The sequence below is a fragment of the Micromonospora sp. NBRC 101691 genome (genome assembly GCF_030269285.1).
GTDB lineage: Bacteria > Actinomycetota > Actinomycetes > Mycobacteriales > Micromonosporaceae > Micromonospora > Micromonospora echinospora.
In genome coordinates this window covers 15,735-37,006 of record NZ_BSTB01000028.1, presented here as the reverse complement: position 1 = coordinate 37,006, position 21,272 = coordinate 15,735, and the positions used below count along the sequence as shown (strand labels likewise).

The 21,272-nt window shown below is 67.3% G+C and carries 17 protein-coding genes and 1 pseudogene; 11 read left to right on the top strand and 7 right to left on the bottom strand.

Features of this window, described 5'->3' with window-relative positions; genetic code table 11:
- The first annotated feature begins 9 nt into the window (after nt 1–9).
- Entirely contained in the window at nt 10–1,215 is a 1,206-nt protein-coding gene (locus QSK20_RS29655) for a hypothetical protein (RefSeq protein WP_285791918.1), read from the top strand.
- Nucleotides 1,216–1,243: 28 nt separating this feature from the next.
- On the opposite strand, the gene QSK20_RS29650 is transcribed toward QSK20_RS29655, so the two are convergent.
- From QSK20_RS29650 to QSK20_RS29625, 6 genes are all read right to left on the bottom strand, one after another.
- The gene (locus tag QSK20_RS29650) at nt 1,244–1,588 is read right to left on the bottom strand and encodes an inorganic diphosphatase (RefSeq protein WP_285791917.1); all 345 of its coding nucleotides are present in this window, start codon (nt 1,586–1,588) and stop codon (nt 1,244–1,246) included.
- A 60-nt stretch (nt 1,589–1,648) separates the two neighbouring features.
- The gene (locus QSK20_RS29645) at nt 1,649–2,026 is read right to left on the bottom strand and encodes a nuclear transport factor 2 family protein (RefSeq protein ID WP_285791955.1); all 378 of its coding nucleotides are present in this window, start codon (nt 2,024–2,026) and stop codon (nt 1,649–1,651) included.
- A gap of 5 nt (nt 2,027–2,031) precedes the next feature.
- On the bottom strand, nt 2,032–5,109 hold the full coding sequence (locus QSK20_RS29640) for a non-ribosomal peptide synthetase (protein ID WP_285791916.1): 3,078 nt from the start codon (nt 5,107–5,109) through the stop codon (nt 2,032–2,034).
- 68 nt (nt 5,110–5,177) lie between these two features.
- A complete protein-coding gene (locus tag QSK20_RS29635) occupies nt 5,178–6,392 on the bottom strand; it encodes a cytochrome P450 (RefSeq protein WP_285791915.1) in 1,215 nt (404 codons plus the stop codon).
- Entirely contained in the window at nt 6,389–8,170 is a 1,782-nt protein-coding gene (locus QSK20_RS29630) for a non-ribosomal peptide synthetase (RefSeq protein WP_285791914.1), read from the bottom strand. Before QSK20_RS29630 ends, QSK20_RS29635 begins: the two co-directional genes overlap by 4 nt.
- A gap of 70 nt (nt 8,171–8,240) precedes the next feature.
- Entirely contained in the window at nt 8,241–10,325 is a 2,085-nt protein-coding gene (locus QSK20_RS29625) for a hypothetical protein (RefSeq protein ID WP_285791913.1), read from the bottom strand.
- Nucleotides 10,326–10,997: 672 nt separating this feature from the next.
- Between QSK20_RS29625 and asnB the strand changes: the two genes are divergently transcribed.
- The 3 genes from asnB (at nt 10,998) to QSK20_RS29610 (ending at nt 15,632) form a co-directional block, all read left to right on the top strand.
- Nucleotides 10,998–13,250 (top strand): asparagine synthase (glutamine-hydrolyzing), encoded by a 2,253-nt coding sequence (gene asnB, locus QSK20_RS29620; RefSeq protein WP_285791912.1) that lies wholly within the window; start codon nt 10,998–11,000, stop codon nt 13,248–13,250.
- Nucleotides 13,247–14,263 (top strand): diiron oxygenase, encoded by a 1,017-nt coding sequence (locus tag QSK20_RS29615; protein ID WP_285791911.1) that lies wholly within the window; start codon nt 13,247–13,249, stop codon nt 14,261–14,263. The genes asnB and QSK20_RS29615 overlap by 4 nt, the downstream gene beginning before the upstream one ends.
- A 100-nt stretch (nt 14,264–14,363) precedes the next feature.
- A complete protein-coding gene (locus QSK20_RS29610; protein WP_285791910.1) occupies nt 14,364–15,632 on the top strand; it encodes an MFS transporter in 1,269 nt (422 codons plus the stop codon).
- An 83-nt stretch (nt 15,633–15,715) separates the two neighbouring features.
- Here the strand turns inward: QSK20_RS29610 and QSK20_RS29605 are convergent, their stop codons facing one another.
- Nucleotides 15,716–16,840, bottom strand: a complete 1,125-nt coding sequence (locus QSK20_RS29605; protein ID WP_285791909.1) for a methyltransferase — start codon at nt 16,838–16,840, stop codon at nt 15,716–15,718.
- 408 nt (nt 16,841–17,248) lie between these two features.
- On the opposite strand from QSK20_RS29605, the gene QSK20_RS29600 reads away from it, so the two are divergent.
- From QSK20_RS29600 to QSK20_RS29570, 7 genes and pseudogenes are all read left to right on the top strand, one after another.
- Nucleotides 17,249–18,031, top strand: coding sequence for a hypothetical protein (locus tag QSK20_RS29600; RefSeq protein WP_285791908.1), 783 nt, complete (start codon nt 17,249–17,251; stop codon nt 18,029–18,031).
- Entirely contained in the window at nt 18,032–18,349 is a 318-nt protein-coding gene (locus QSK20_RS29595) for a PqqD family protein (RefSeq protein ID WP_285791907.1), read from the top strand.
- A 4-nt stretch (nt 18,350–18,353) separates the two neighbouring features.
- Nucleotides 18,354–19,370, top strand: a complete 1,017-nt coding sequence (locus tag QSK20_RS29590) for an ArsR/SmtB family transcription factor (protein WP_285791906.1) — start codon at nt 18,354–18,356, stop codon at nt 19,368–19,370.
- Nucleotides 19,371–19,495: 125 nt separating this feature from the next.
- A pseudogene (locus QSK20_RS29585) lies at nt 19,496–19,903 on the top strand (glycogen debranching N-terminal domain-containing protein); the annotation flags it as partial.
- Nucleotides 19,904–20,483: 580 nt separating this feature from the next.
- The gene (locus QSK20_RS29580) at nt 20,484–20,744 is read left to right on the top strand and encodes a hypothetical protein (RefSeq protein ID WP_285791905.1); all 261 of its coding nucleotides are present in this window, start codon (nt 20,484–20,486) and stop codon (nt 20,742–20,744) included.
- A gap of 45 nt (nt 20,745–20,789) precedes the next feature.
- Nucleotides 20,790–21,032 (top strand): transposase, encoded by a 243-nt coding sequence (locus QSK20_RS29575; RefSeq protein WP_352232331.1) that lies wholly within the window; start codon nt 20,790–20,792, stop codon nt 21,030–21,032.
- Nucleotides 21,029–21,196, top strand: a complete 168-nt coding sequence (locus QSK20_RS29570; RefSeq protein WP_285791904.1) for a hypothetical protein — start codon at nt 21,029–21,031, stop codon at nt 21,194–21,196. The genes QSK20_RS29575 and QSK20_RS29570 overlap by 4 nt, the downstream gene beginning before the upstream one ends.
- Nucleotides 21,197–21,272 lie beyond the last annotated feature (76 nt).

The following is a 21,272-nucleotide window of genomic DNA, read 5'->3' as shown; positions in this document are numbered from 1 at the left end:
GACAGAGACATGCACGAGCCGTACGATCGGAAGCACCTGGCCGGCATCGATCACCCTACGGAGTTGCGGAACCTGGTGGGCGACAAGGCCGCCGAGATGGTCGAGCTCCACCGAGACGTGGAGCACGCCGGAGGCGACTTTCCATGGTTCGCAGTCCTCGGCTTGCCGATGCTCGACGACCTGTTCACCACGCACGGCGTCGAGCGGGGGGCCGCCGAACTGCCCGAACTGCCCCGAGCTCTGGATGTCCCGGCCGCCGCCCGTAGCCTCGACGGACTCCTCACGCCTCGGCTCGACCGGGTGCTCGTCGATCGCCGTGGCCGGCCTACGGTGCTGCGCACCAGCCTGCAGTGGCCGGGCACGGTCGGCCATCGTCCCCCCGGTGTGGACAACACCGTCGTGGTTCCGTCCTGGCCGCCTACCGGCGAGGGCGGCGCCCTCGCCCGGCTCTACAAGGCGTACACCACCTTCTGTCTGGCCGTTCGAGGGCTGCCGGTCGAGGCACCCCGTCGGGCGGGCCTGATCATCATGGACCTTCTGCCCGATCTGCGGTGGCAGGGCACCGCGTACGTACACGGCGGCGGCCTGACGGTGGAACTGGCTCCGTACGGCGGGGGTGGCGACCCGGTCGGCTATGGCGACGCTGCTGCGCTGCGCCGTGCGGGCCCGCTCGGCACCGCGGGCGCGGATCGCCTCTGCGGGCTGCTTACCGACCTGGCTGCGGCGCTCTCGCCGAGCCCTGCGCAGTGCGTCGAGTTTGAGTTCCTCATCGACACGGCTGGCCGGCCGCTGGTGCTGCAACGTCGGCTGCTGCCCGACGGTGCGGGTCTCTTCCACTCGGCGGGTCAGTACGACGGCCCCGTCGTCGACCTGCGCGGCGTCACCCGGACAACCGTCGCGGAGGTGGACGTCCGGCTCGGTCACGGCTCCGGCCGGGCCGTGGTGGTCTCCCTACTCGACGACGTCAGGCTGGACTCCTTCACCCTGGCCTGGCGGCTACGGGCAAGCGCTATGCCCGAGCCAGCCGCTTTGGTGCTCCTAGCGAGGCCGGGCAGCCGTTCGGGGATGCCGACCCACCTGTCGTGGACTCTGCGAGAGGTCTTTCCCGACACGCTGGTGTTGACCGTGTTAGCGACAGAGGCCCACCTTCCCGAACGGATAACCGCCGGTGCCCTCCGCTCGGACGGGATTCGGGCGACGCTGCGCTGGCGCTGAACCGGCATCGGGGCGGCTGCCGTACGACCTACCGGACGACGACGTGCGGATACCCGGCTTCCTGGAAACTGATGCGGGCCAGCAGCTCCTCGTCGGAGCGGTTTCTGCGGTCGACGGCCACGACCAGCTTGGGATCGTCGTCGTACAGGCGGTGAATCACCGCCACGCACAGACCGGTGGCCGACGCCACCGGTTCGTCCACGCCCACCAGGTAGGCGTCGAGTCCCTCACCGTCAGCCACCCGGGTCCCCGGGACGAAACCGTAGTTGAGTTCGTAGACGAACCCGTGGACGGGATGGCGGTATCCCACCGGCCGGTCGACCGTCACGTGGACCTCGCGGCCGAGAAAGGTCTGTGCCAGCGCCACCGTCATGGACCCAAGCGTACGGTGGCAGGTCGGCCACCGCGCCCATTCGGCGGCCGTCGGCGGCACTCAGACCAGAGGGGTGAAGAAGAACGTACGTCGGGACGAGATGCTGTCCGCCTCAGTGAAGGTGAAGAAGTCTGCGAACCGGAGTGAGACTTCCCGGCCGTCCCGCAAGACGCCGTGGAACTGCCCGTGTACCGCGACGCCCGCCGATGAGCTGATCAGGGTGCAGATCGTGTGTCGCCCTTCGCGGATTGCCCGCACCTGCTCGTAGAAGCTCGACAACGCGTCGCGTCCCGCCAGGGCGGCGTACCCGGGCCGATGGTAGACGGCGTCGGGCGAGAAGAGCGCGACCAGTGCGGCCGTCTTTCCCTGGTCCACCAGCGTGTAGTAGCGGCGTACCCGCTCTACGCGACTCGCCAGGCCAGGATCTTCATCAGTCATCGCCTTCACGCGTTTTCCAATCCGGTGTCCGCGCTGCGCGCACCCGTCAGCTCGGTCAACGCCCGGTCGGTTTCCAGGAGGAGCCGGCGGGCCTGGTCGTCGGTGACACCGTCACAGCGACGGAGGAGGACGATCTCCCAGGAGGAGTCCGCCATCGGTGTCACGTCGAACATCAGTTCCAGGGCGGTGGTGGGTGGCGGCACCCGCACCGGCGCGAAGGACAGCCCCGGTGCGAACTCGCCGCGCGGTCGGGGTTGCTGGAGCACCGACCAGACCTGGAACCAGGGGTGCCGGCCCCGCTCCGGCCGCAGGATTCGGACCAACTCGTCGAAGGGAACCCGGCTGTGGTCGAGGGCCTGGACGCTGATCGTGCTGGCCTGCGCGAGCACGGCCGACGGCGGAAGCCGCCGCAGGTCCACCAAGGGCACCGGTAGAGGGTTGACGAAACAGCCGACCACCCTGCTCAAAGCCGGATCCACCCGGCCCGCGGTGGCTGTGCCGAGGAACAGCTCGGGAACGTCGAAGGTGCGGGCCAGAGCTATTCCGGTGCCCGCGAGCAACGCTGCCACCGGCGGACCGCCGTGTCCGGCGGCCTGGTGCCGTAGCTGATCGACCCGCGTCGCCGGGATGTGTAGAACGGACTCGATCCGGGTGGTCTCTCCCGGAGTGTCCGGCGGCGGAAGCATCGGAGGTGACCGGTGCCGGAGTGCTCCGCGCCAGAACGGCAGTTCCTCGGCGACCCAGGTCTCCAGGTACCGGTGCTCCCAGCGCGCGTAGTCCACATAGCTGAGGACAGGCGGCAGGTCCGGCACGATGCCGCTCCGCCGCGCCTGGTACAAGGCTTGGAGATCGGCGACGAGGACCGGCTCCGACGACCCGTCGAAGGCGATGTGGTGGAGGTGTAGGCAGAGCAGGGCCCGACGGTCGTGCAGTCGACACAGTCGGACCCGGATCGGCAACTCGTGTTCCAGGTCGAAGGGGCGATCCCACCAGTCCCTCGTCACGGCGGTCACCAGCGCGGACAGGTCGGGCTGGGCGGCGCCGTCGTCTGCGCCGATCGTCGTCTCGTCGAACGACAGGGCCAGGTCGCCCGGGGGGAGCACGCGCTGCACCGGCAGGTCGTCATCGACAGGAAAAATCGTTCGTAGCGCCGGGTGCCGGAGCACCACGTCGTTCAGCGCCTGCCGGAGCGCGGCGACGTCCAGGTCACCGGTGAGCAGGTACGCCAAGACGATGAGGTTGTCCGCGCACCCGGGCAAGGTCTGCTCGGCGATCCAGAACCGTCGCTGGACGTGAGTGAGCGGGGCGGGCGTCTCGTCCCACTCCGGCGCCGCCAGGAGCGGCGGTGCGGCGGGCCGGAGACGGCTCCAGTGGGCGAGCATCCGCTCCACCGTCCGCAGCCGGTAGACGTCGGTGATAGTCGCCCGTATGCCCAGGACTCGGCTGACCCGGGCGGCGACACGTAGTGCGTCGAGCGAGGTGAGGCCGAGGGCGGTCAGATCGTCGGCGTCGTGGAGGTCGTGCCGGTCGAGGACGTCCCGTACGGAGGCGAGCAGATCCCCGGCGGGCACAGCGCCCCGCTCGTCGCCCGCCGACTGTGGTGGCGCCTCTCGTGGCAACACCTCGGCCAGCAGCGCGGTCGCGACCGCCTGGTCGACCTTGCCGTTGGCATTCAGCGGAAGGCGGGGGACCCTCCGTAACACGGTCGGCACCATGGCGGCCAGCAGTTTCCGCCCGGCGGCCGCCCGGAGTGACATCTCGTCGATCGGTGCGTCGTCAGCCGTGGTGTAGAGACATGCTAGGTGCGACCGTCCGGTGTCGGCCTCCAGTCGCAGGACGCGGCAGGACGTGATCCCCGGGTACCTCCCCAGCGTGGCTTCCACCTCGCCGGGCTCGATCCGGATTCCGTTGATCTTGAACTGCCGGTCGATCCGTCCTCGGTACCGCAGATTTCCCTCCTCGTCCTGTACGGCCAGGTCGCCGGACCGGTAGTAGCGCGCGCCTCCGATGGTGATGAACCGTTTGGCCGTCTCCACGGGATCAGCGAGGTACCCGAGAGCCAAGCCGTCCCCCGCCACCGCCACCTCACCAACCTCGCCGGGGCCGGTGGGCCGGCCGTCAGCGGACAGCAGCAGCACAGCGGTGCCTGGGACCGGGCGACCGATCGGGATCTCGTCACACGATTCGACCAAATCGGACCCGCGTACCACGTGGGTGGTAGTGAAGATGGTGCTCTCCGCCGGCCCGTAGCCGTTGACGATCCGGAGACCCGGGAACCTCCCGTGCACCTTCCGGACGTGGGCCACCGAGACTTGTTCCCCGCCGACGAGCACCAGCCTGAGCCGACCGAACAACTCCGGTGCCTCCTCCACCAGGAGGTTGAAGAGGGAACTCGTGAGCCAGACGCTGTTGACACCGCGCTCGATCGCCTGACGGAAGCCTTCCGTGTCCAGGATGTGCGTCCCGCGGTCGAGCAGCACACAGCACCCCCCGTTCAGCAACGGCGCCCACAACTCCAGCGACAGTCCGTCCCAGGGCAATGGCGCTGCCTGGAGGAAGACTGTGGTGTGGTCGAGCGGGAGCGTGGGGCAGCCGACCAAGGTCCGGATCGTCCCCCTGTGCGGCGACACGACCCCCTTCGGGCGGCCGGTGGACCCGGACGTGTAATAGACACAGGCGGCCTCCCCGCCGTCCACCAAGGGCTCGGGCGGCGGACCGGTTCCGGCGGTCAGGAGTTCGACCGGAGTGACCGTGTCCACGCCCTCGCAGCCCTCGCCCGGATCGTCGGTGACCAGGACGGCAGCGCCCGCCCGGCGGATCGTGTCGGCCAGCCGATCGGAGGGCCATCGACGGTCCAGCGCCAGGTAGGCGGCCCCGGTGGCCAGGATGCCCAGCAACACCTCGACCAGCTCCGGTGAGCGGTCGACGAGCACCGGAACGTAATCGCCGGGACCTACCCCCATCCGTCGGAGGGCCCCGGCCACCCTCTCGGCATTGGCGGTCAATGCCCGATAGGTGACCATCCGGTCGCCCTGCCGGAGGGCGACAGCGTCGGGGTGGGAGTTCGAGTGGTGGGCGACCACCCGCTCAATCCGTTCGCCGAGGGCATACGCGGGACGGGGCGACGATCCCCGAATGTGCGCGGAAGCGGTCAACGGATCTCCAGGGGCATGGACTGGACGCCGAGAATGAAGTTCGACCGCATCCTGACCGGCGGGGTGATCGAGCTGAACTGGGCCGGGCCCAGCAGCACCCGCCGCAGCAGCACGGTCAGCTCCTCCTGGGCGACGGGTGCCCCGATGCAACGGTGCAGTCCTGCACCATACGAGAGGTGCCTGTTGGGGGAGCGGAGGATGTCGAAGCGTTCGGGGTCGGTGAACTCGGACTCGTCGTGGTTTGCCGACACATTCCACAGGGTCACCGAATCACCGGTTCGGATCAGCACGTCCCCCCGGCGTATGTCCTGCTTGGCGACCCGCTGCACGTAGGCATTGGTGGAAGCCCAGCGCAGCACCTCCTCGACGGCCCCCGGCATCAGGCCGGGATCACGGCAAAGCAGCTCACGCTGGTCGGGATGGTCGATGAACGCCTGTACCGCGGCGCAGGCGGTGTGCGCCGAGGTCTCGTTGCCGCCGACGGCGACGTTCAGGCAGTTGAAGAGGATTTCCTCCTCGCTGACCGGCCGCCCGTTAATTCGGCTTCCCAACAGGAGACTGACGAGATCGTCACCCGGGTGTCGCCGGCGATGCTCGACCAGGTCGGCGAAAAACTCGAAGATCTCCGCCTGTAACCAGGCCAGCCGCAGCCGTTGGTTATCGCCGGTGTCGACGTAGAGTTCGTCCCGGTAGCCCACCATACGCCGGGTCATGCCGATCAGGCGGTGCGCCTCGGTGTGGCTGACGCCCGTGATGACCATCAGCGCTCCGGCGGGCAGTTCGGCGGCGACGTCGGTGGCGAAATCGCAGCCCCCGGCGGCCAGTGCGCGCCGCAGGGCCTTTCCGACCAGCTCGTCGACCTGCCGGCTGACCCGCTGCGCCACCTGCTGTGAGAGAGCCGGATGTAGTTGCTGCTTGAGGAGGCGGTGCCGGGGCAGATCCGAGGCCACGAGCATTCTCCCGGCTGCGCTGTCCGTCTCCTTTCGGAACGACCCGCCCAGGACGGCGCCCCCTTCCGAGCTGAGGGTCGTGTGTTCGCGGTACGCCCACAAGACGTCCTCGTAGCGGGTCAGCGCCCAGAAGCCGCCGCCCTGCCCATCCTGATTCCAGTGGACGGGTGATGTCGCGCGGAGGTGTCGGAAGGCCTCCGGGTGCTCGCCCCGTACGAAGAGTTCCACGTCGGCGAGGTTCACCTGCTGCTGGCCGGTCATACGACGGTTTCTTCCCGCGACTCGTCGATCGCTGCGGCGATCCCGGCGACGGTGGGAGCCGCCAGTATCACTCGGTGATCGAGGTCGACCCCGAACTCCCGCTTGATCCTGCCGCGCATCCGCACCGCTAGCAGCGAGTGCCCGCCCAGCGTGAAGAAATCGTCGTTGGTTCCGATGCCCTCCATGCCGAGCAGCCCAGACCAAAGGTCGACGAGTTGCCGCTCGGTCGCCGTGGCCGGCGCGGTACGGTCCCGTTGCAGTCCGTGGGTCTCCAGCATCTCGCGCAGCGCCGACACATCGCGCTTGCCGTGGTCGGTCGCAGGGATCTCGGAGAGCGAGATGAACTGACTCGGAACCAGGAAGTCGGGCAGCTCGTCCTCCGTGAACGTCCGCATCTCGGACAGCGACAGCGTGCCGTCGTGTACCACGAACGCGACCAGATGCCGGTCCATCCCGTCCGCGGACGGAAGCACGGCGGCATCGTGGATCCGCGGATGACGGCGGAGGGTTCGCTCCACCTCGGCTGGCTCGACCCGATATCCGCGGACCTTGACCTGGTCGTCCGCTCGTCCCACGAACTCGAGGGCACCGTCGTCCCGTTCCCGGGCCAGGTCGCCGGTCCTGTACAGCCGCGCTGCGGGGTCGAGGGGATCCGGCACGAAGCGCTCACCGGTCAGTGCCGGCGCGTCGAGGTAGCCACGGGCGACCCCCGGGCCACCGACGTGGATCTCGCCGACCGTTCCTCTGGCTACCAGCCGATCGTCCGGCCCGAGCAGACGGATTGTCACACCGGGCAGCGGATGGCCGATCGGAACTGTGGCGTCGGCGTCGTCGCAACCGGTCACTCGCTGTGCCGTACACGCAGTCGTGGCCTCGGCGGGGCCGTAGAGGTTGTAGAACTCGCCGCCGAACGTCCCCGCCAGCAGCTCGCGGCAGGCCGCAGGGCGGGCCACGTCCCCACCGGTGTGCAGGATGCGGAGTGCGGAGAAGGCGTCCCGATCCTCCCGTACGACGTGATTGAACACCATCGTGGGAACCAGCAACGCGGTGATCCTCCGCCGTTTCAGCTCGCGTCGTAGGTCGGCGGCGATCAGGTCGGGCACGGGGGGCAGAAATACGACCTCCGCCCCGGCCGCGAGGGTGTTCCACACCTCGAAGTGGAACGCGTCGAAGGAAATGTTGGAGATCTGCCCGACCCGGTCAGCGGGCGACAGCGCGGGCAGGCCGGGGTTGACGCTGAAGAAGGCGAGATTTCGGTGTTCGAGCACGATCGCCTTGGGGGTACCTGAGGATCCGGAGGTGAAGATGACGCTGGCCGCCGTGCTGGGCGAAGGGCTCATGGCGGTCGCCGGTCGGTCGTTCACTGGTGAGCTGCGGTAGGGCAGCAGCCTGACCGGCAGGTGACTGAGCCGTTCCCGCCACTGCGGGCGGGTGACGACGACAGCCGCGCCGCTCGTGGCGAACATCAGGTCGCGCCGGACGTCGGGGTAGCGGGGATCGACCGCCACGTACGCGCAGCCCGCCATGAGTGTGCCGAGGGCGGTCACGACCACGTCGACCGAACGGTCGAGATAACACCCGACCCGGTCCTCTCGGTTCAGGCCCAGGGCGCGCAGGCGGGCGGCGAGGGTAGCGGCACGTCGGTCCAGCTCGGCGTAGGTGAGGCTCTGCTCACCGTCGCTCACCGCCGTCCGGTCCGGGAACCGAGCCACGCTATTTGCGAAGAGACCGGTCAGCGTCTGCGGCGAGTCGGTTGGGAAGCGGAAATCTGTGGCCATTTCGTCTCCAGGAGCTCCGGCGTTCCGCCAGTGCGACGCCGTGCCTCGTGGTCGGGGTGTCGGGCCCGCTTCAGGTACGGAGCCACACCGAGCGAAGGAGGAAGCGCACCGCACCATCTGCGGCGACCATAACCGTCAGCGGCTCCCAGTCGGGGATTGCACGTTCGGCATCCGAGGTGCCGCAGAAACGGAGGAGTCGCGTCCTGCCCGGTCCGAGACCGAACGAAAGGGTATCGGAAATCGAGCAGTGGAATCGTTTCTCGTGGGTGAACGTCACACCCACGGCGACGTCCAGCGGTATGCCCACGGGCGCCGTGACGGACACCGACACTTCGAAGGTTGTGCCACGCCGTACCTCCGGCGGGTGCTCAACGGTCACCTCGGCGGGGAAGTCCTCGACCCCGGCAAGGACTTCGCTGCACAGGTAGCACACCACGTAGCACAGGTCCGTGCCGGCGCCCCGACCCGACCTGACCCTGTGACGCATGGCGGCCCGGTCGCGGCACTGTGGACAGATCTCCGGGACGGGGGCCATCCGTACATCCCAGGGCTGCGGCCACCCGTCGACGAAGTTGTAGAGATTCCCGCTTGCCCACTGGACCTCGTCCTCGATCAGCCTGGCCTGCAGGGCCGCCAGGTCACGCTGCGCCGTGGCGAAGGCGGCGACCGCCGCCTCTGCGGCGGCCAGGTGGTCGGCCTCCGCGCGCGCGCGTACCGCCGTGACGGCGGAGCGGGCGACGACGTCCAGTGCCTTGTGGTCGACCTTGAGCCCCATCTCGGGTAGTTCCCGCATGCGTTCGATCCACGGGCGAATCCGTCCGTGCCATCGAGCGTCGAGTCGTTCGGGTGCGAGCACTATCCCAGCTTCGGGGCGCGTCGCGGGCTCGGTCAGAACCCAGGACGACCGCGCGTCGGGCCGCGGAACGGGCAGCGGACCTCCTGGCTCTGCAGCGATGGCCAACCCGCCGGTCACGAGGAGCGCCGCCGAGCTGGCCGGGACAGCCAGTCGCTCGCCGTCCCGCAACCGCCGGGCCGCGTCGAACGGATCCGCCGCCGACGGTACGGGGATGAGCCCGGCGTCACCGAACAGCATCAGCCTTCCGACCCCGGCGGGATCCGCCGCCAAGGCGCCGTTGACCTCGGCGCACGCCTCGCCGAGCGAAAGCCCCGCGTAGAGCAGAGCCCGGAACAACGGCCCGGCGTGGGGACATCCACCCCGCATACCGATCGTCACCGCCACAGCCAACGTCATGCCATCGAGCATTGCCAGGGGAATCGAAGCCTCGCTGCGGACCTTTCCACCGCCGGCCACCGCCGTGCGACAGCCGTCCAGGACGGCGATCGCAGCAGGGATGTCCGCGGCGCGGAGGTGGTCGCCGATCGAGGTGTCGTCACGGCAGCACCGGTCACTCTGCTGGCAGGCTGTGGGGTGTTCTGCCCAGCGGGAACCGACGGGCGGCAGGACGGGCAGCAGTGGCCGTTCCTCCGCTCGACCGCAGATCCCCCCGCCACGCAGATGCATGAGGCACTCCCGACCGTGGCTGCGGCCGACGAGCACGGCGACGCCGTCCGCCACGGCGGCACGCAACGCCGAAGGGGTCACGCTGGCGCCGGTAAGCCGGTCCGGGGTGGTCTCCTCGTCCGTCAACGTGTCGAATCGCAGATCCCTCAACCGGCCGACGGCGGCGGGGCCGTGCCGAACCGACCGTGCCACGAGTGCGCTCACCGAGGCGAAGTCCGCTCCCGTCACGAATCCGAGCCGCGCATCCACCGGCATCGCGGCAAGCCGCTCGGGCGTGACCATCATGGACCTGGCCACGACGGTCACGGGACCGCTCCGGCTGAGCGCCGTCGCCGCCGCGATGGTGCCCTCGCGTACCGGGCGGCCGGTGCTGCGGCCCAGGACCTCACCGACCGGTGTCAGTTCCTCGTCGCACACGAACACCGTGCCGGTCCAGTTGTCGTCGCGGTGCGCGCACGCCACCGGCAGCGCGACGGCCATGGCAGGAACGGGCCCGCGATGAGCCTGGAGTACCGGGATCGACCCCGACGAGATGTCGACCCCCGCGGCCGCCTCGACGTACTCGGCGATGCTGTTGACGGCGACCACGGCGCGGCCCGCCGGTGACGTGGGGATCCTCTCGTGGTCGGGCACGGCTGGCATCTCCTGTCCATGCGTTGGCTGCCCTGAGCCGGACGGAAAGAACGACCGGGTGCCGGCAGGAACCAGGCGTCGTCGATCCGAGGGCTGCAGCGAGCCTGGTCGGACGGTCCGACCCTGTTCCAAGAACGTTCGCGAGGTCAATGTCGGCCAATGTGAACGATCGGCGCCGACCGGAACGCTACCTATCACGACAACAGGAGTCAACGCCGGTTGGGCACTGAAATAAGATTGTCGAATCGGATGTCCCGTCCTATCTGGTAGGAGTGGCGACCCTCCGAGGCGGACCGGAACGTGCGGTCGTACCGATGGGACCATGCCTCTTTCGGGCAGAGCCGAAAGACTGGCTCGAGGTGGTCACCCGTAGTACGTTGAGGTTCGGTCGGAGTAGTGAAGATCGGCGATCCCAACAGGCTGACCGAATGCTCCGACCGTCCATGCTCAGATTCTCCGGGCAGTTATGGGCAACAGCCACGCTCGTTCTGCGGAGAATCGCGAGGAGTGGGAAGGAGGTGGCCAGGATGAAGAAGTACAACAAGCCGGCAGCGCGCCCGGTGACGTTCTCCACCGTACTCCGCGCCAACAACTGACCGACCGGATGGTGCGCCTTCATGCTGGGGGCGCACCATCCGCACCCGATCACGACGCCGAGAAGGGCATTGAGCCATGTGCGGACTAGCGGGAATCGCCCTGCTCGGTGGCGCGGTACTGAAGGCCGATGCGGAGCCGCTGCTGCAGGCAATGACAACCGCAGTGGCCCACCGGGGTCCTGACGAGCAGGTGGTGGAGCGGGAAGGACCGGTGGGCCTGGGCTTCACGCGACTCGCCCTGGTTGCACCCGATGCCGGGGACCAGCCCATTCACACACCTGATGAAGCCGTCGTCCTCATCGCCAACGGCGAGGTGTACAATCACGGCGCCCTGGCCCGCACCCTCGCTTCCGGTGCCGTCATGCGTACCGCCTCGGACTGCGAGGTGTTGGCCCACCTGTATCAGGAGCGGGGTCTGCGGTTCCTCGAAGAGGTTCGAGGGATGTTTGCCCTCGTCATATATGACGCCGCGCGCAATCGTCTGGTGCTGGCCCGGGACCGGTTTGGCATCAAGCCGCTGTACTTCCACCGGAACACTGAGCGGATCGTGTTCGCGTCGGAGATCAAGGCTCTCTTCCTCGACCCGGCGACCCCTCGCGGAGTGAACTGGGAGGAAGCCCTGGGCAGTCCGGTCCTCCAGAGTGCGCCGGTCCTCACCGACACCCAACCGGTGACCTGGTTCACCGGCATCGACTCTGTTCCTCCCGGGACCATTATCGAGATCGATCTGCACGACGGCCGCACCCGGACCCGGCGCTACTGGGAATTTCCGGGTAAGGCGCCGGAGTTGCCAGATTCAGACGACGAATTCGTCGAACGTTACCGGTGCTTGCTTGCCGAATCCGTCGCCTACTGTGCGACCGCCGACGCCGAACTCGGACTCCTGCTCAGCGGCGGAATCGATTCCGCCGCTGTCGCGGCGCTGGCCGTCCGGTCGACCCCTCTGCACACATTTACGATCCTTAGTCCCAGCACGGTGGAGACCGGTGACGCCAGCTTCTCCCACCTGGTCGCCCGGTGGCTGGGCGTGCCGAACCATCAGGTGTACGTCCCCCGTGACCACTGTCCTTCCCACGAGGAATGGCTCCGCTTTCTCTGGCTGATGGAACATCCGATGGCCGGCCCTGAGGCGTATCTCAAGCATGAGATGTACCGTTACGCGCGCGCGGTGCGTCCCTCCATCAAGGGAATGCTGCTCGGCGCGGCGAGCGACGAGTTCAACGGAGGCAACTCGGTTGACATCTCCGGTAACGGGGACTGGTTCGACTTCGCCAGGAACGTCGCCCAGATGGCACGACGGGGTGAAGCAATCACTGCGGCCGGTGCCGCTGTCTGGAACGAGCTACTGACCGCACCCGTGGTCCGCGGAGCTTGCGGCGCACAGGGAGGCGGCGACGATTACCAGCGCTTCCTCGTGGCAGAGTATCGCAAGGTCCACCAGTACAACGTCTGGCACGAGGACCGCTCTGCCGCAGGCAGCGGCATAGAAGCCCGGGTGCCGTTCCTGGATCACCGACTGGTGGAACTGGTGACTGCCGTCCCGGCCTCTCGCCGGGAGAGACTTCTGTTCGACAAGCGGATCCTCCGGGCGGCGGTACGCGACCTGCTGCCCAAGGAGGTCGTGGAGAGGGAGAAGGTCCCGTTCGTCTACGGCTCGGGCGTGCGCCACACGCACCGCATGCTGATCCGGATGCTGACCCAGGAGGGCGGCCGCCTCGTCGAGGAGGCACTCAGCGGACCGGGTGCTACCGAGTACCTGGACGGGGACGCTCTACGCCAGGTCGTTCGGAAGATCGAGTTGGGTGTCGACGTCGAGACCGCCGATCTGGTGCTGAGATTGCTCAACCTCGGTCTTCTAGACAATCTCGTGGCCACGTCGCGGCCAGCGTTGGTCGAAACTCCCGTGCGCGCAGTTCTGTCCGCCTGGCAGGGCGCTGCCTTCGTCGGTGACGACGGTCAGCAGATGGCACAGGCCGTCCTCGGCCACACGCCCCTGTCGCCCGATGCTGTCCCGGCCTGGAGTGGCGACGTGATGGTCCTGGACGCGACCGACGGCAGCATGCAGCGGTACATCCTTCGTGACGGTGCGATCGAGTACCTGATCGACGAAGAGAATCCGGCCTGGTATTCGTTCGTGGTCGAGATCGACGGTGTCCGGAGTCTCGGGGAGTTGCTGGCGTTCGTGGCTGTCCCGTACCGGGAGGTCGCCGAGCCGCTCTGGGAGGCCATCGACGCCGGCCTGGTGGCGGTGGTCGCCCGAGACGAGAGGGCCGGGAGCGTGGCCCTGCTGGACGCCGGGACCGGCTCGACCAGAGGGGAGGACGGATGACGTCCGGCTTTCAGGAGATAGCCGCGCAAACGGCGGACTGGATCGCGCAGGTGCACGGCGGCCCTGTCAACCAACTTGTCGGACGGGAATTCGCCTATCCATCGATATTCGGCAACTGGGACCGATCGGCGAGCGTGCGGAGCCGGCGAGTGGAGCCCCTGGACGACCTGACACGGGAGAACCTGCTCTTCTTCCCGCCCGAACTCGTTCCCGTCTGCGACCATCCGCTCGTGGTCGCTCGCGGCGACGAAACCCGACGTCGGTTGCTGGTGCGCGCGCTGCACCACTACCTGAACTTCACCTCGGAGTTGGAGAGCCGTACGGTGATTCCGGCGGCGACCGACCTGGTCCACACGTATTCCGGGTTACCTCTCCCGGACCAGGCCCGGGCGGACGCGTGCAAGATCGTGACCGACGAGGCGTGGCATGCCCAGTTCTCCCGCGACCTCCAGACACGAATCGTCGAATGCAGCGGGGAACCGATGCTGCCGATGACGAGTCCGATGTTCATCGACCGCCTCGACGTCATCGCAGAAAAGATCCAGCCGCATATCGCCGCCGCGTCGCGGATACTGTTCGCGATCGTTAGCGAGACTCTGGTGTCCGCCCTCCTGGCACAGATACCGCACGATCAGCGACTGCCGTCGATGGTTCGTCACAGCGTGGCCGAGCATGCGCGCGACGAGGGTCGTCATCATGCCTACTTCCGGATCATCCTGCGGTACTTCTGGTCGGCGTTGACTGCTGCGGAACGTCGCGCTGTCGGACCCTTGATCCCGTCGATCATCCAGGCGTTCCTGGAACCTGACTACCGGGCATCCGCGACTTCGATGGCCTCTCTGGGCTTCTCGGTGGACGAGATCGAAGCGATCCTCTCGGAATCATTCACGCCTAACCGGGTGCTGTCGGACGTCGCGGTCGCTGCGCGGACGACGACCAGGTATTTCGCGGAGGTCGGCGCGATGAAGGATCCCGCCACGAAGGACGCGTTCGATCTCCTCGTCGAGCGCTGAGTGGCTGTTTCGATAACGAGGTGGGCGGTTGCCTTCCGCGCAGCTGGCGACTCCATGTGGTTCACTGTCCCGCACCGGACGGTGGCAAGGAGGGGACCTAGTGACCGTTCAGTCGGATCGGCGTGACGACCAGGAAGAGTACTGGCCGCCGGCGAACTTCTGGAAGTACTGGGCGGCTTCGACGATCAGTATGACAGGCGCCGGTGTCAGCGTAGTCGCCCTACCTCTGACAGCGATCTCGGTACTCGACGCGTCCGACTTCGAGGTAGGAGTGCTCACTGCGGCGAGCTACGCAGCGACGGTTTTCATCGGGCTTCCTGCGGGAGTGATCGTGCAGCGCTTTGCGCTCCGGCGGCTCCAGGTCACGCTGGACCTGTTCCGTGCGGTCGCGGTTCTCACCCTGCCGGTGGCCGCATGGTGGGGCGTTCTGACGTTGCCGCACATGCTCGTTGCAGCCTTTCTGGTCGGACTGGCCAGCAACCTTTTCGACGTCGCCAACGCCACGTATCTGCCTCAGGTGGTACCGAAGGACCAGCTCACCGCCCGCAACGGGCTCATCTCCGGGACCTACTCGGCGACTCAACTGGTCGGTCCCGCTCTCGGAGGCGTGCTGGTACAGGCTGTCGGGGCGGCCGTCAGTCTGATCCTGGACGCTCTCTCGTATCTCGTCTCAGCCGTCCTGCTCGCGCGGATCCCCGCAACGGGGCAGTCCACCCCGGCCACTTCCCACGACGGCTACCTCAACCAGGTGATGGTGGGGCTGCGCTTTCTGGCCCGGCACCCCGTCATGCGACCGGCGGTGATCGCAGGCACCGTGATGAACTTCGCCGTCGGCGGGATCCTGGCCGTCACCCCGCCGTTCCTCGTGCGAACCCTCGAGTTGCCGCTGGGGTCCGTTGGCCTGGTGATGGCCGTCGACGGGTTGGGTGCCCTCGTCGGAGCGTCCCTGACCGCCTGGCTCGTGGCGAGGCTCGGCAGCGCCCGTGCGCTGCTCGTCGCGCTGCCCATCGGCTCTGTCCTGGCACTGGCGATGCCGTTGGCGACGCGGTCCTGGGCCACGGTCTTCGGTGTCGGGATGGCAGCGCTCGGTGCAACTGTCGTCATCCTCGGTGTCATCACCCGCACCCATCGGCAGGTGGCATCCCCTCCGCACCTTCTCTCCCGCGTGATCGCCTCGGCGCGGTTCGTCTCCTGGTCCGCCATCCCGCTCGGCGCGGCGCTGGCCGGTGCCGCGGCTCAGGCATGGGGGCCGCGGGTGGCTCTCGCCGCAGCTTGCCTTGCGTCGATGCTGGCCCCGGCGGCTATCTGGTTCAGTCAGATCCGCCGGCTTCGTGACCTGGCGGACGCCGACCTCCCGGCCCCAGCGTGACCAATGGCTCGACGAACTCGCCGTCCGCCGGAGCTACTATCCACCGCGACCAACGGGTGGCTGTGGCGGGCCTTGACACAGGCCTAGACCCAGACCGACACCACTGCCGAGACCACTTCTCTCGTCCCACGCTCTCGCAGGTAGTCGGCGAGCACCGGCGCGTCGTCCCCACGCTTCAACAGCAGACAGCGGGGTTCGATGGACCGGGTCAGGATCATTTCGGTGGGGATGGCAACCGGGGAGTCGTGTTGTTCCCGGACCTCGACCCGGTCGAACTGAGCACCCGTCAGCCAGTCACGCACCAACTGCTCCGCCGATCCGTACCGGTTCGGCACCTCAACGACCATGTACACCTGCGCCAGCCCACCCGCCGGGCCACGGGTGGGAAACTGCGCAAGGACCCGACGTAGAGCGAGCTCTGGCGACATGATTCCAGGCTCGCCGACATCCGGGCGGTACGGGATCGAGGTGGGGGAGTTGAAGATCAGGTGTGCGGAGCCGGAGACGGGGACGCGTTGCTTCGTGACGTCGACGGTTTCCGCCATCAGGTCAACGCCGTTGAGTATCGCGTTGGCTCGCGTGTAGGCGACGGCCCGCGGATTGCAGTCCACTGCGGTGACCATACCGTAGCTACCGCCGAGGGTCACTGCGAGCACTCCGCACCCACACCCGAGGTCGACCAAGTGCTTCCACGCTCCGTCCCGACTCGCGGCGTCGTGGAGGGCCATGGTGGACGCGTGCGGTGGCATTACGATGTCGGAGCGACGACGGAAGCTCGGCTCTCCCGAGCGGGCCAGGGTAAACAGTTGGTCAGACAGGAAATGCTGGCCTGAAAGGGGCGAGATCGAAACATGCCCTTTGACCCATGCGCCCGCCACTGATACGAGGCCGAGCATCTCCGCGCGGTGGCGTAGTGCGATCGGAAGTCGCGCACGGTACACATCTAACGGCGCCCAGCCGTTGCGGACGAAGAGTTGGGTGAGCAGTCCGGCAGCCGTCGCCATCAGGTGGTTTGCGGTGCCGTCGGAAAGAAGGGCGTACTCCAATGACCGGCTCAGCAAATCCTGAAGGCCGAGTGCCTCCAGCAACTCGACAACCGTGGTCTCGGTAAACCCGACCTCCCGAAGGAGGTCCGACAGTCCCGACAGGTCAGGGGCAAGTCTGGCCGGCTCACGGTAGGCCACATCAAGAAAGGGCACGTCGAACACGTCTGCCATCCTCCGCTGTGCAGCGCCAGCCAGTCGAAGCCGATCGGACCTGTCGTGGGATGGTGCCCCCAAGGTCAGCCGACTTATGGACCGAGGTGCCGAGAACATACTACGAGCCGGACCGATATCTGTCAATGTGGTATCTCGATACCTCGGGGCAGTCTTTGTTGGCTCATCCTTGAAGCGGCGGCCGGGTTACCGTAACGTTGGGCGACATCAGGCTAGTGGATGGACTCTCTCGACGGGACCCTTGTTCGATGGACGACCGGCCGAGTTCCCGCCGACATGAAACGTCTGGTAGCTGCGGCGTGGAGTCCGCGGATTCAGGTGATCTGTTCCGGCTGGACTTCGGGAGACGAACAGAGGGCCATCTGTTACTAGAGTAACCTTCGACCTGGGGGCTTCAGCGTGGGTACCGAGCTTGGAAAATTCCTGAATGTCCTGGATCAGCGCTCACTCGTACCTTTGGACTGCAAGGCGGTCCTGCTCGTCGGATCAGCAGCTCGGGGCTGGACCAACGTCCGCAGCGACTACGACTTCTATCTGGTCTCTGGTACTCCGTGGCCGGGTGACGACCGCGACAGTATTCGACTCCCCCTGGATTCTCCGACGATCCAGACGGAGGCGTTCTATGCGGACGGCCGTCGCTGGGAGATGACGTACTGGCTTGACGACCAGATTGATCAGATACTGGCGAAGGTCTCCTGGGCGGAATTCGAACGCGACCGGGCTGCTGGTCAGATGCTGGTGAGTCACGAGCAGGCATTTCTGGAGAGGCTCGCGAACTGTGTCCCGTTGGCGGGCGAGGAATGGGTTTCCCGGCGGAAGCAAGAGCTTGACAGTTCGGCGTTCCGCTCGCTTGTCGTTGCTCGTTCCCTGGCCGCAGCCGACGATGCCGTCGAGGACGCGCTGGGCCAGGTGGAGTCCGGCCAGATGGAGAGTGCGGTATTGTCGGCGCGCAAGGCTTTCGGTCACGCGATTGACGCGCTGCTGGAACAGCACGGTCAGTACGGCAGCTACTCTCCGAAGTGGCGGCCGCACCGCTTCCGGGCCGCGATGCCGTCAGGCATATCCTTCGCCAGGTACTGGCGACTCGAAACCATGCGGACATTCGACGAGAAGTGCCCGTCCGACTGGATCAACGAGGTGCTGACCCTGTGTCAGGACATCTCGCTGAAGGTCGAGGTCTAGATGAGTGAAAGTCCGACCGCGTCGCTGGAATCGGTTCCTCGGCTCATTCTCGGGATCCGAATCCGAAACTTCCGGGGGACGATCATGGTTTCCTCCGGTGCGGAGAGCTTCGAGTTGACCGACGTTGCGGCCTTCATCTTCCGGCAGATCGACGGGAGGTCGACGGTCGGAGCCATCGCTGTCGACCTAGCGGCCGAGTTCGAGGTCGACAAGGCGACGGCCCAGGTGGACACGGCCGAGTTCGTCGGGTGGCTCAGGGCGCAGGGTGTCGTCGAGTTTCGCCAGCAGGCAGGGCCTGGCCACCAATCCCTGAAGTGACTCGATGATTCGTATCACCCTCGACGAGTCATCCCTTGCGAAGGTCCGTATAGCGACCAGCCCACTGTGGGAGACGCTATCCAGCATCGCGCTGCTCAACCGATACCGCACCGAGATGCCCTACCCTTACGAAGCCTGGGCCGGGCGCGCCCGCCAGGTTGTTTCGCAGCCGTTCTACGAAGAGCTGTCCGGATGGATTCGCCAGCTTCGCCCCTTACGATGGCCGTCGTTTCTCGCGTCAATTCCGGCCGCTGGCTCGACCTCGATTCATGACGAGCTGGCGGCGCTGCGCAGGACCACTCCGCAGGATGTCGTCAGCGAGCTCGCCGAACTGTATCCGGATGGTGTTCCCGGGCCGCTGGTCAGTTTCGCCGACTCACCCGCCGACGCACTCGCTCGGTTCACCGATCTCGTCGAGTCGTACTATCTGGCCGCCCTGGCGCCCTACTGGACAGCCATGCGTGGCGTACTCGAGGAGGAGATCCTGTTCCGAGGGCGGACGTTGGCCACGGAGGGAACGGAGGCCATGCTCAGGGACCTCGGTGGACAGGTCCGGTGGGAGGGTCGACGGCTCAGCCTCCCGCACCAGACCGATATCGAGTGCGTCCTACGTAGGTCCCAGCTCCTCATCGTTCCGGTCCTGTTCGGGCGGGGTATGCGCATGTTCTCCCGCGACTTCCAGGGAACGACGGCGATCTCCTACCAGGCGCGGGGGGCAGCTGTGCTGGCGACCCGCCCGACTCCTGGAGCTGGCAGTGGGACCAGCCCCTGCGGACTTGACCGGCTGGCTCTGCTGCTCGGCCGCAGTCGGGCAGCAGTCCTGCGCGCGTTGGCCGTACCCACCACGACCACCTCCGTGAGCGAGACGCTTGGACTGGCCCCCAGCACCGTGTCGGAGCACCTCACCACGCTGTCCGCCGCTGGCATGATCCGCCGCCGACGTGTGGGCTTCCGGGTCCTCTACGAGCTGGACAGGGGCGGACTAGCCCTCATCAGCCACCTCGACGGGCAGCAACCTTGACCGACTGACGCCGTTACCGGACAGGTGCCGCAGCGTCCTCGCCGAAGCGAACGGGCTACCGGTGCCCCCACCGTGATGCCGACCCACCTGGGTGCGCCTCCACGTCCGTGGACCAACGACGGTGCGAGGGACGGTACAACCCGGTCAGCTATCACGTCGGCACGGTCTGGCCATTCGACAACTCGATCATTGCGTGGGGGCTCCGGCGCTACGGCTTCGCCGAACAGGCCGGGCGGATCGCGGGAGCGATCATCGATGCAGCGCAGTGCTTCCAGGGGCGCCTACCGGAGGCATTCGCCGGCTACGAACGAGAGTTGACCGAATACCCCGTCCAGTACCCCACCGCGTGTAGTCCGCAGGTGTGGTCGACGGGCACACCCATGCTGTTGCTCCGGACGATGCTCGGCATGGAGCCGTACGCCGGCCGCCTGGCGACCGATCCGGCGATTCCCAATCGGATCGGCCAGATCACCCTGCATGGCGTCCATGGGCGGTGGGGCCGCGCCGACGTCTCGACGGGCGGACAACCATAGTGGGCGGACTGGCAGCCGCTCGTATTCGTCATGTGCGAGTGCTCGCTGCTGGAGAGAGGCGACATCACCTGCCCACCGGGCGGAGGGTGGCGATGGCCTCGGTACGGGCGGCGAGCAGGAACGGCAGCACTGCCTCCTCCTCGACGGTCAGGCCCGCGCTTATGGCAGTTAGATTCGGGCGAGTTTGAGGGTTGCGCCGATCGTGATCGGTGGTGGGGGAGTGGTTCGTGTGGCCCCTCGGACACAAATTTGCGGCACCGATGCCGTGTCCCGCGTACTGGTGGTCAAGCGCACTTGACCATGCGAATCTGACCTCTGTCACCACCTCTACCGACTCCGCGTCGGACGAGGGTGGTGGTCCTTGTGGCTGAGCCCTCGGTGGCTTCCGTCGTTCCCCCCGGTCCTGCTTCCAGGCCAGGAGAGAGTCGCTAGGTCCGGCTCCGCTGCGTCGAGCGCCCTTGCCGATGCCGGCCCTCCCGCAGCAGCGCACCGGAGCGAGGATGTATCGCTTGGCTTCGGTCGACAGCAGTGGCCGGATCCGCGATCGGGCGATCATCGGCGCACTGGGCTGGGAGCCTGCGTGCGGTCGGACATCCGTCACGGTGGCGGCGCCATCGTCGTGCGTCGTGATTCTCAGGGAGTTTTCACTGTCACCGGTCAGGGGCACCTGTCGCTGCCGGCTGCGGTGCGGCACTGGTGCGGCCTCGGAACGGGGGAGCGGGTCCTGCTGACCGCGGATCCCGCTGCGAACCTGCTCGTGGTGTCCCGCACCGGTTTGATGGAGACATCGAAACCTGGGAGGAACACCAGCGATGCCCGCACCGAAGAAGTACAACGATGAGCTGCGTGAGCGTGCGACCCGGTTGGCCGTCGAGGCCCGCGGGTCCTGGCGTCTGCGGTAGGCGCGATCCGGCGGATCGCCGGTCAGCTCGGGGTTCATCCGGAGGCGTTGCGCACGTGGGTGAAGAAGGCCGAGACCGACGCCGGGGACCGTCCGGGCACCACCAGCAGCGACGCCGAACGCCTCGCCGCGTTGGAGCGGGAGAATCGTGAGCTGCGGCGGGCCAACCAGATCCTGAAGTCCGCGGCGAGTTTCTTCGCGGCGGAGCTGGACCGTCCGTCGCGATGAAGGTCGACTTCGTCGACTCCCAGAAGGCCGAACACGGTGTCCAGCCGGTCCTGCGGGCGCTCGAGGACACGCCCGCGCAGATCGCACCGTCGACCTACTACGCCGCCAAGACCCGTCCGGCCTCTGCCCGGTCGCGGCGCGAAGCCTACTCAGGCAAAAGTTGAGGTGGCATAGAGACAAAGACGCAGGCAGAGCAACGTGGTCGGTTCTGCTGCTTCTTCCCTGTCGGCCGCCCGTTCC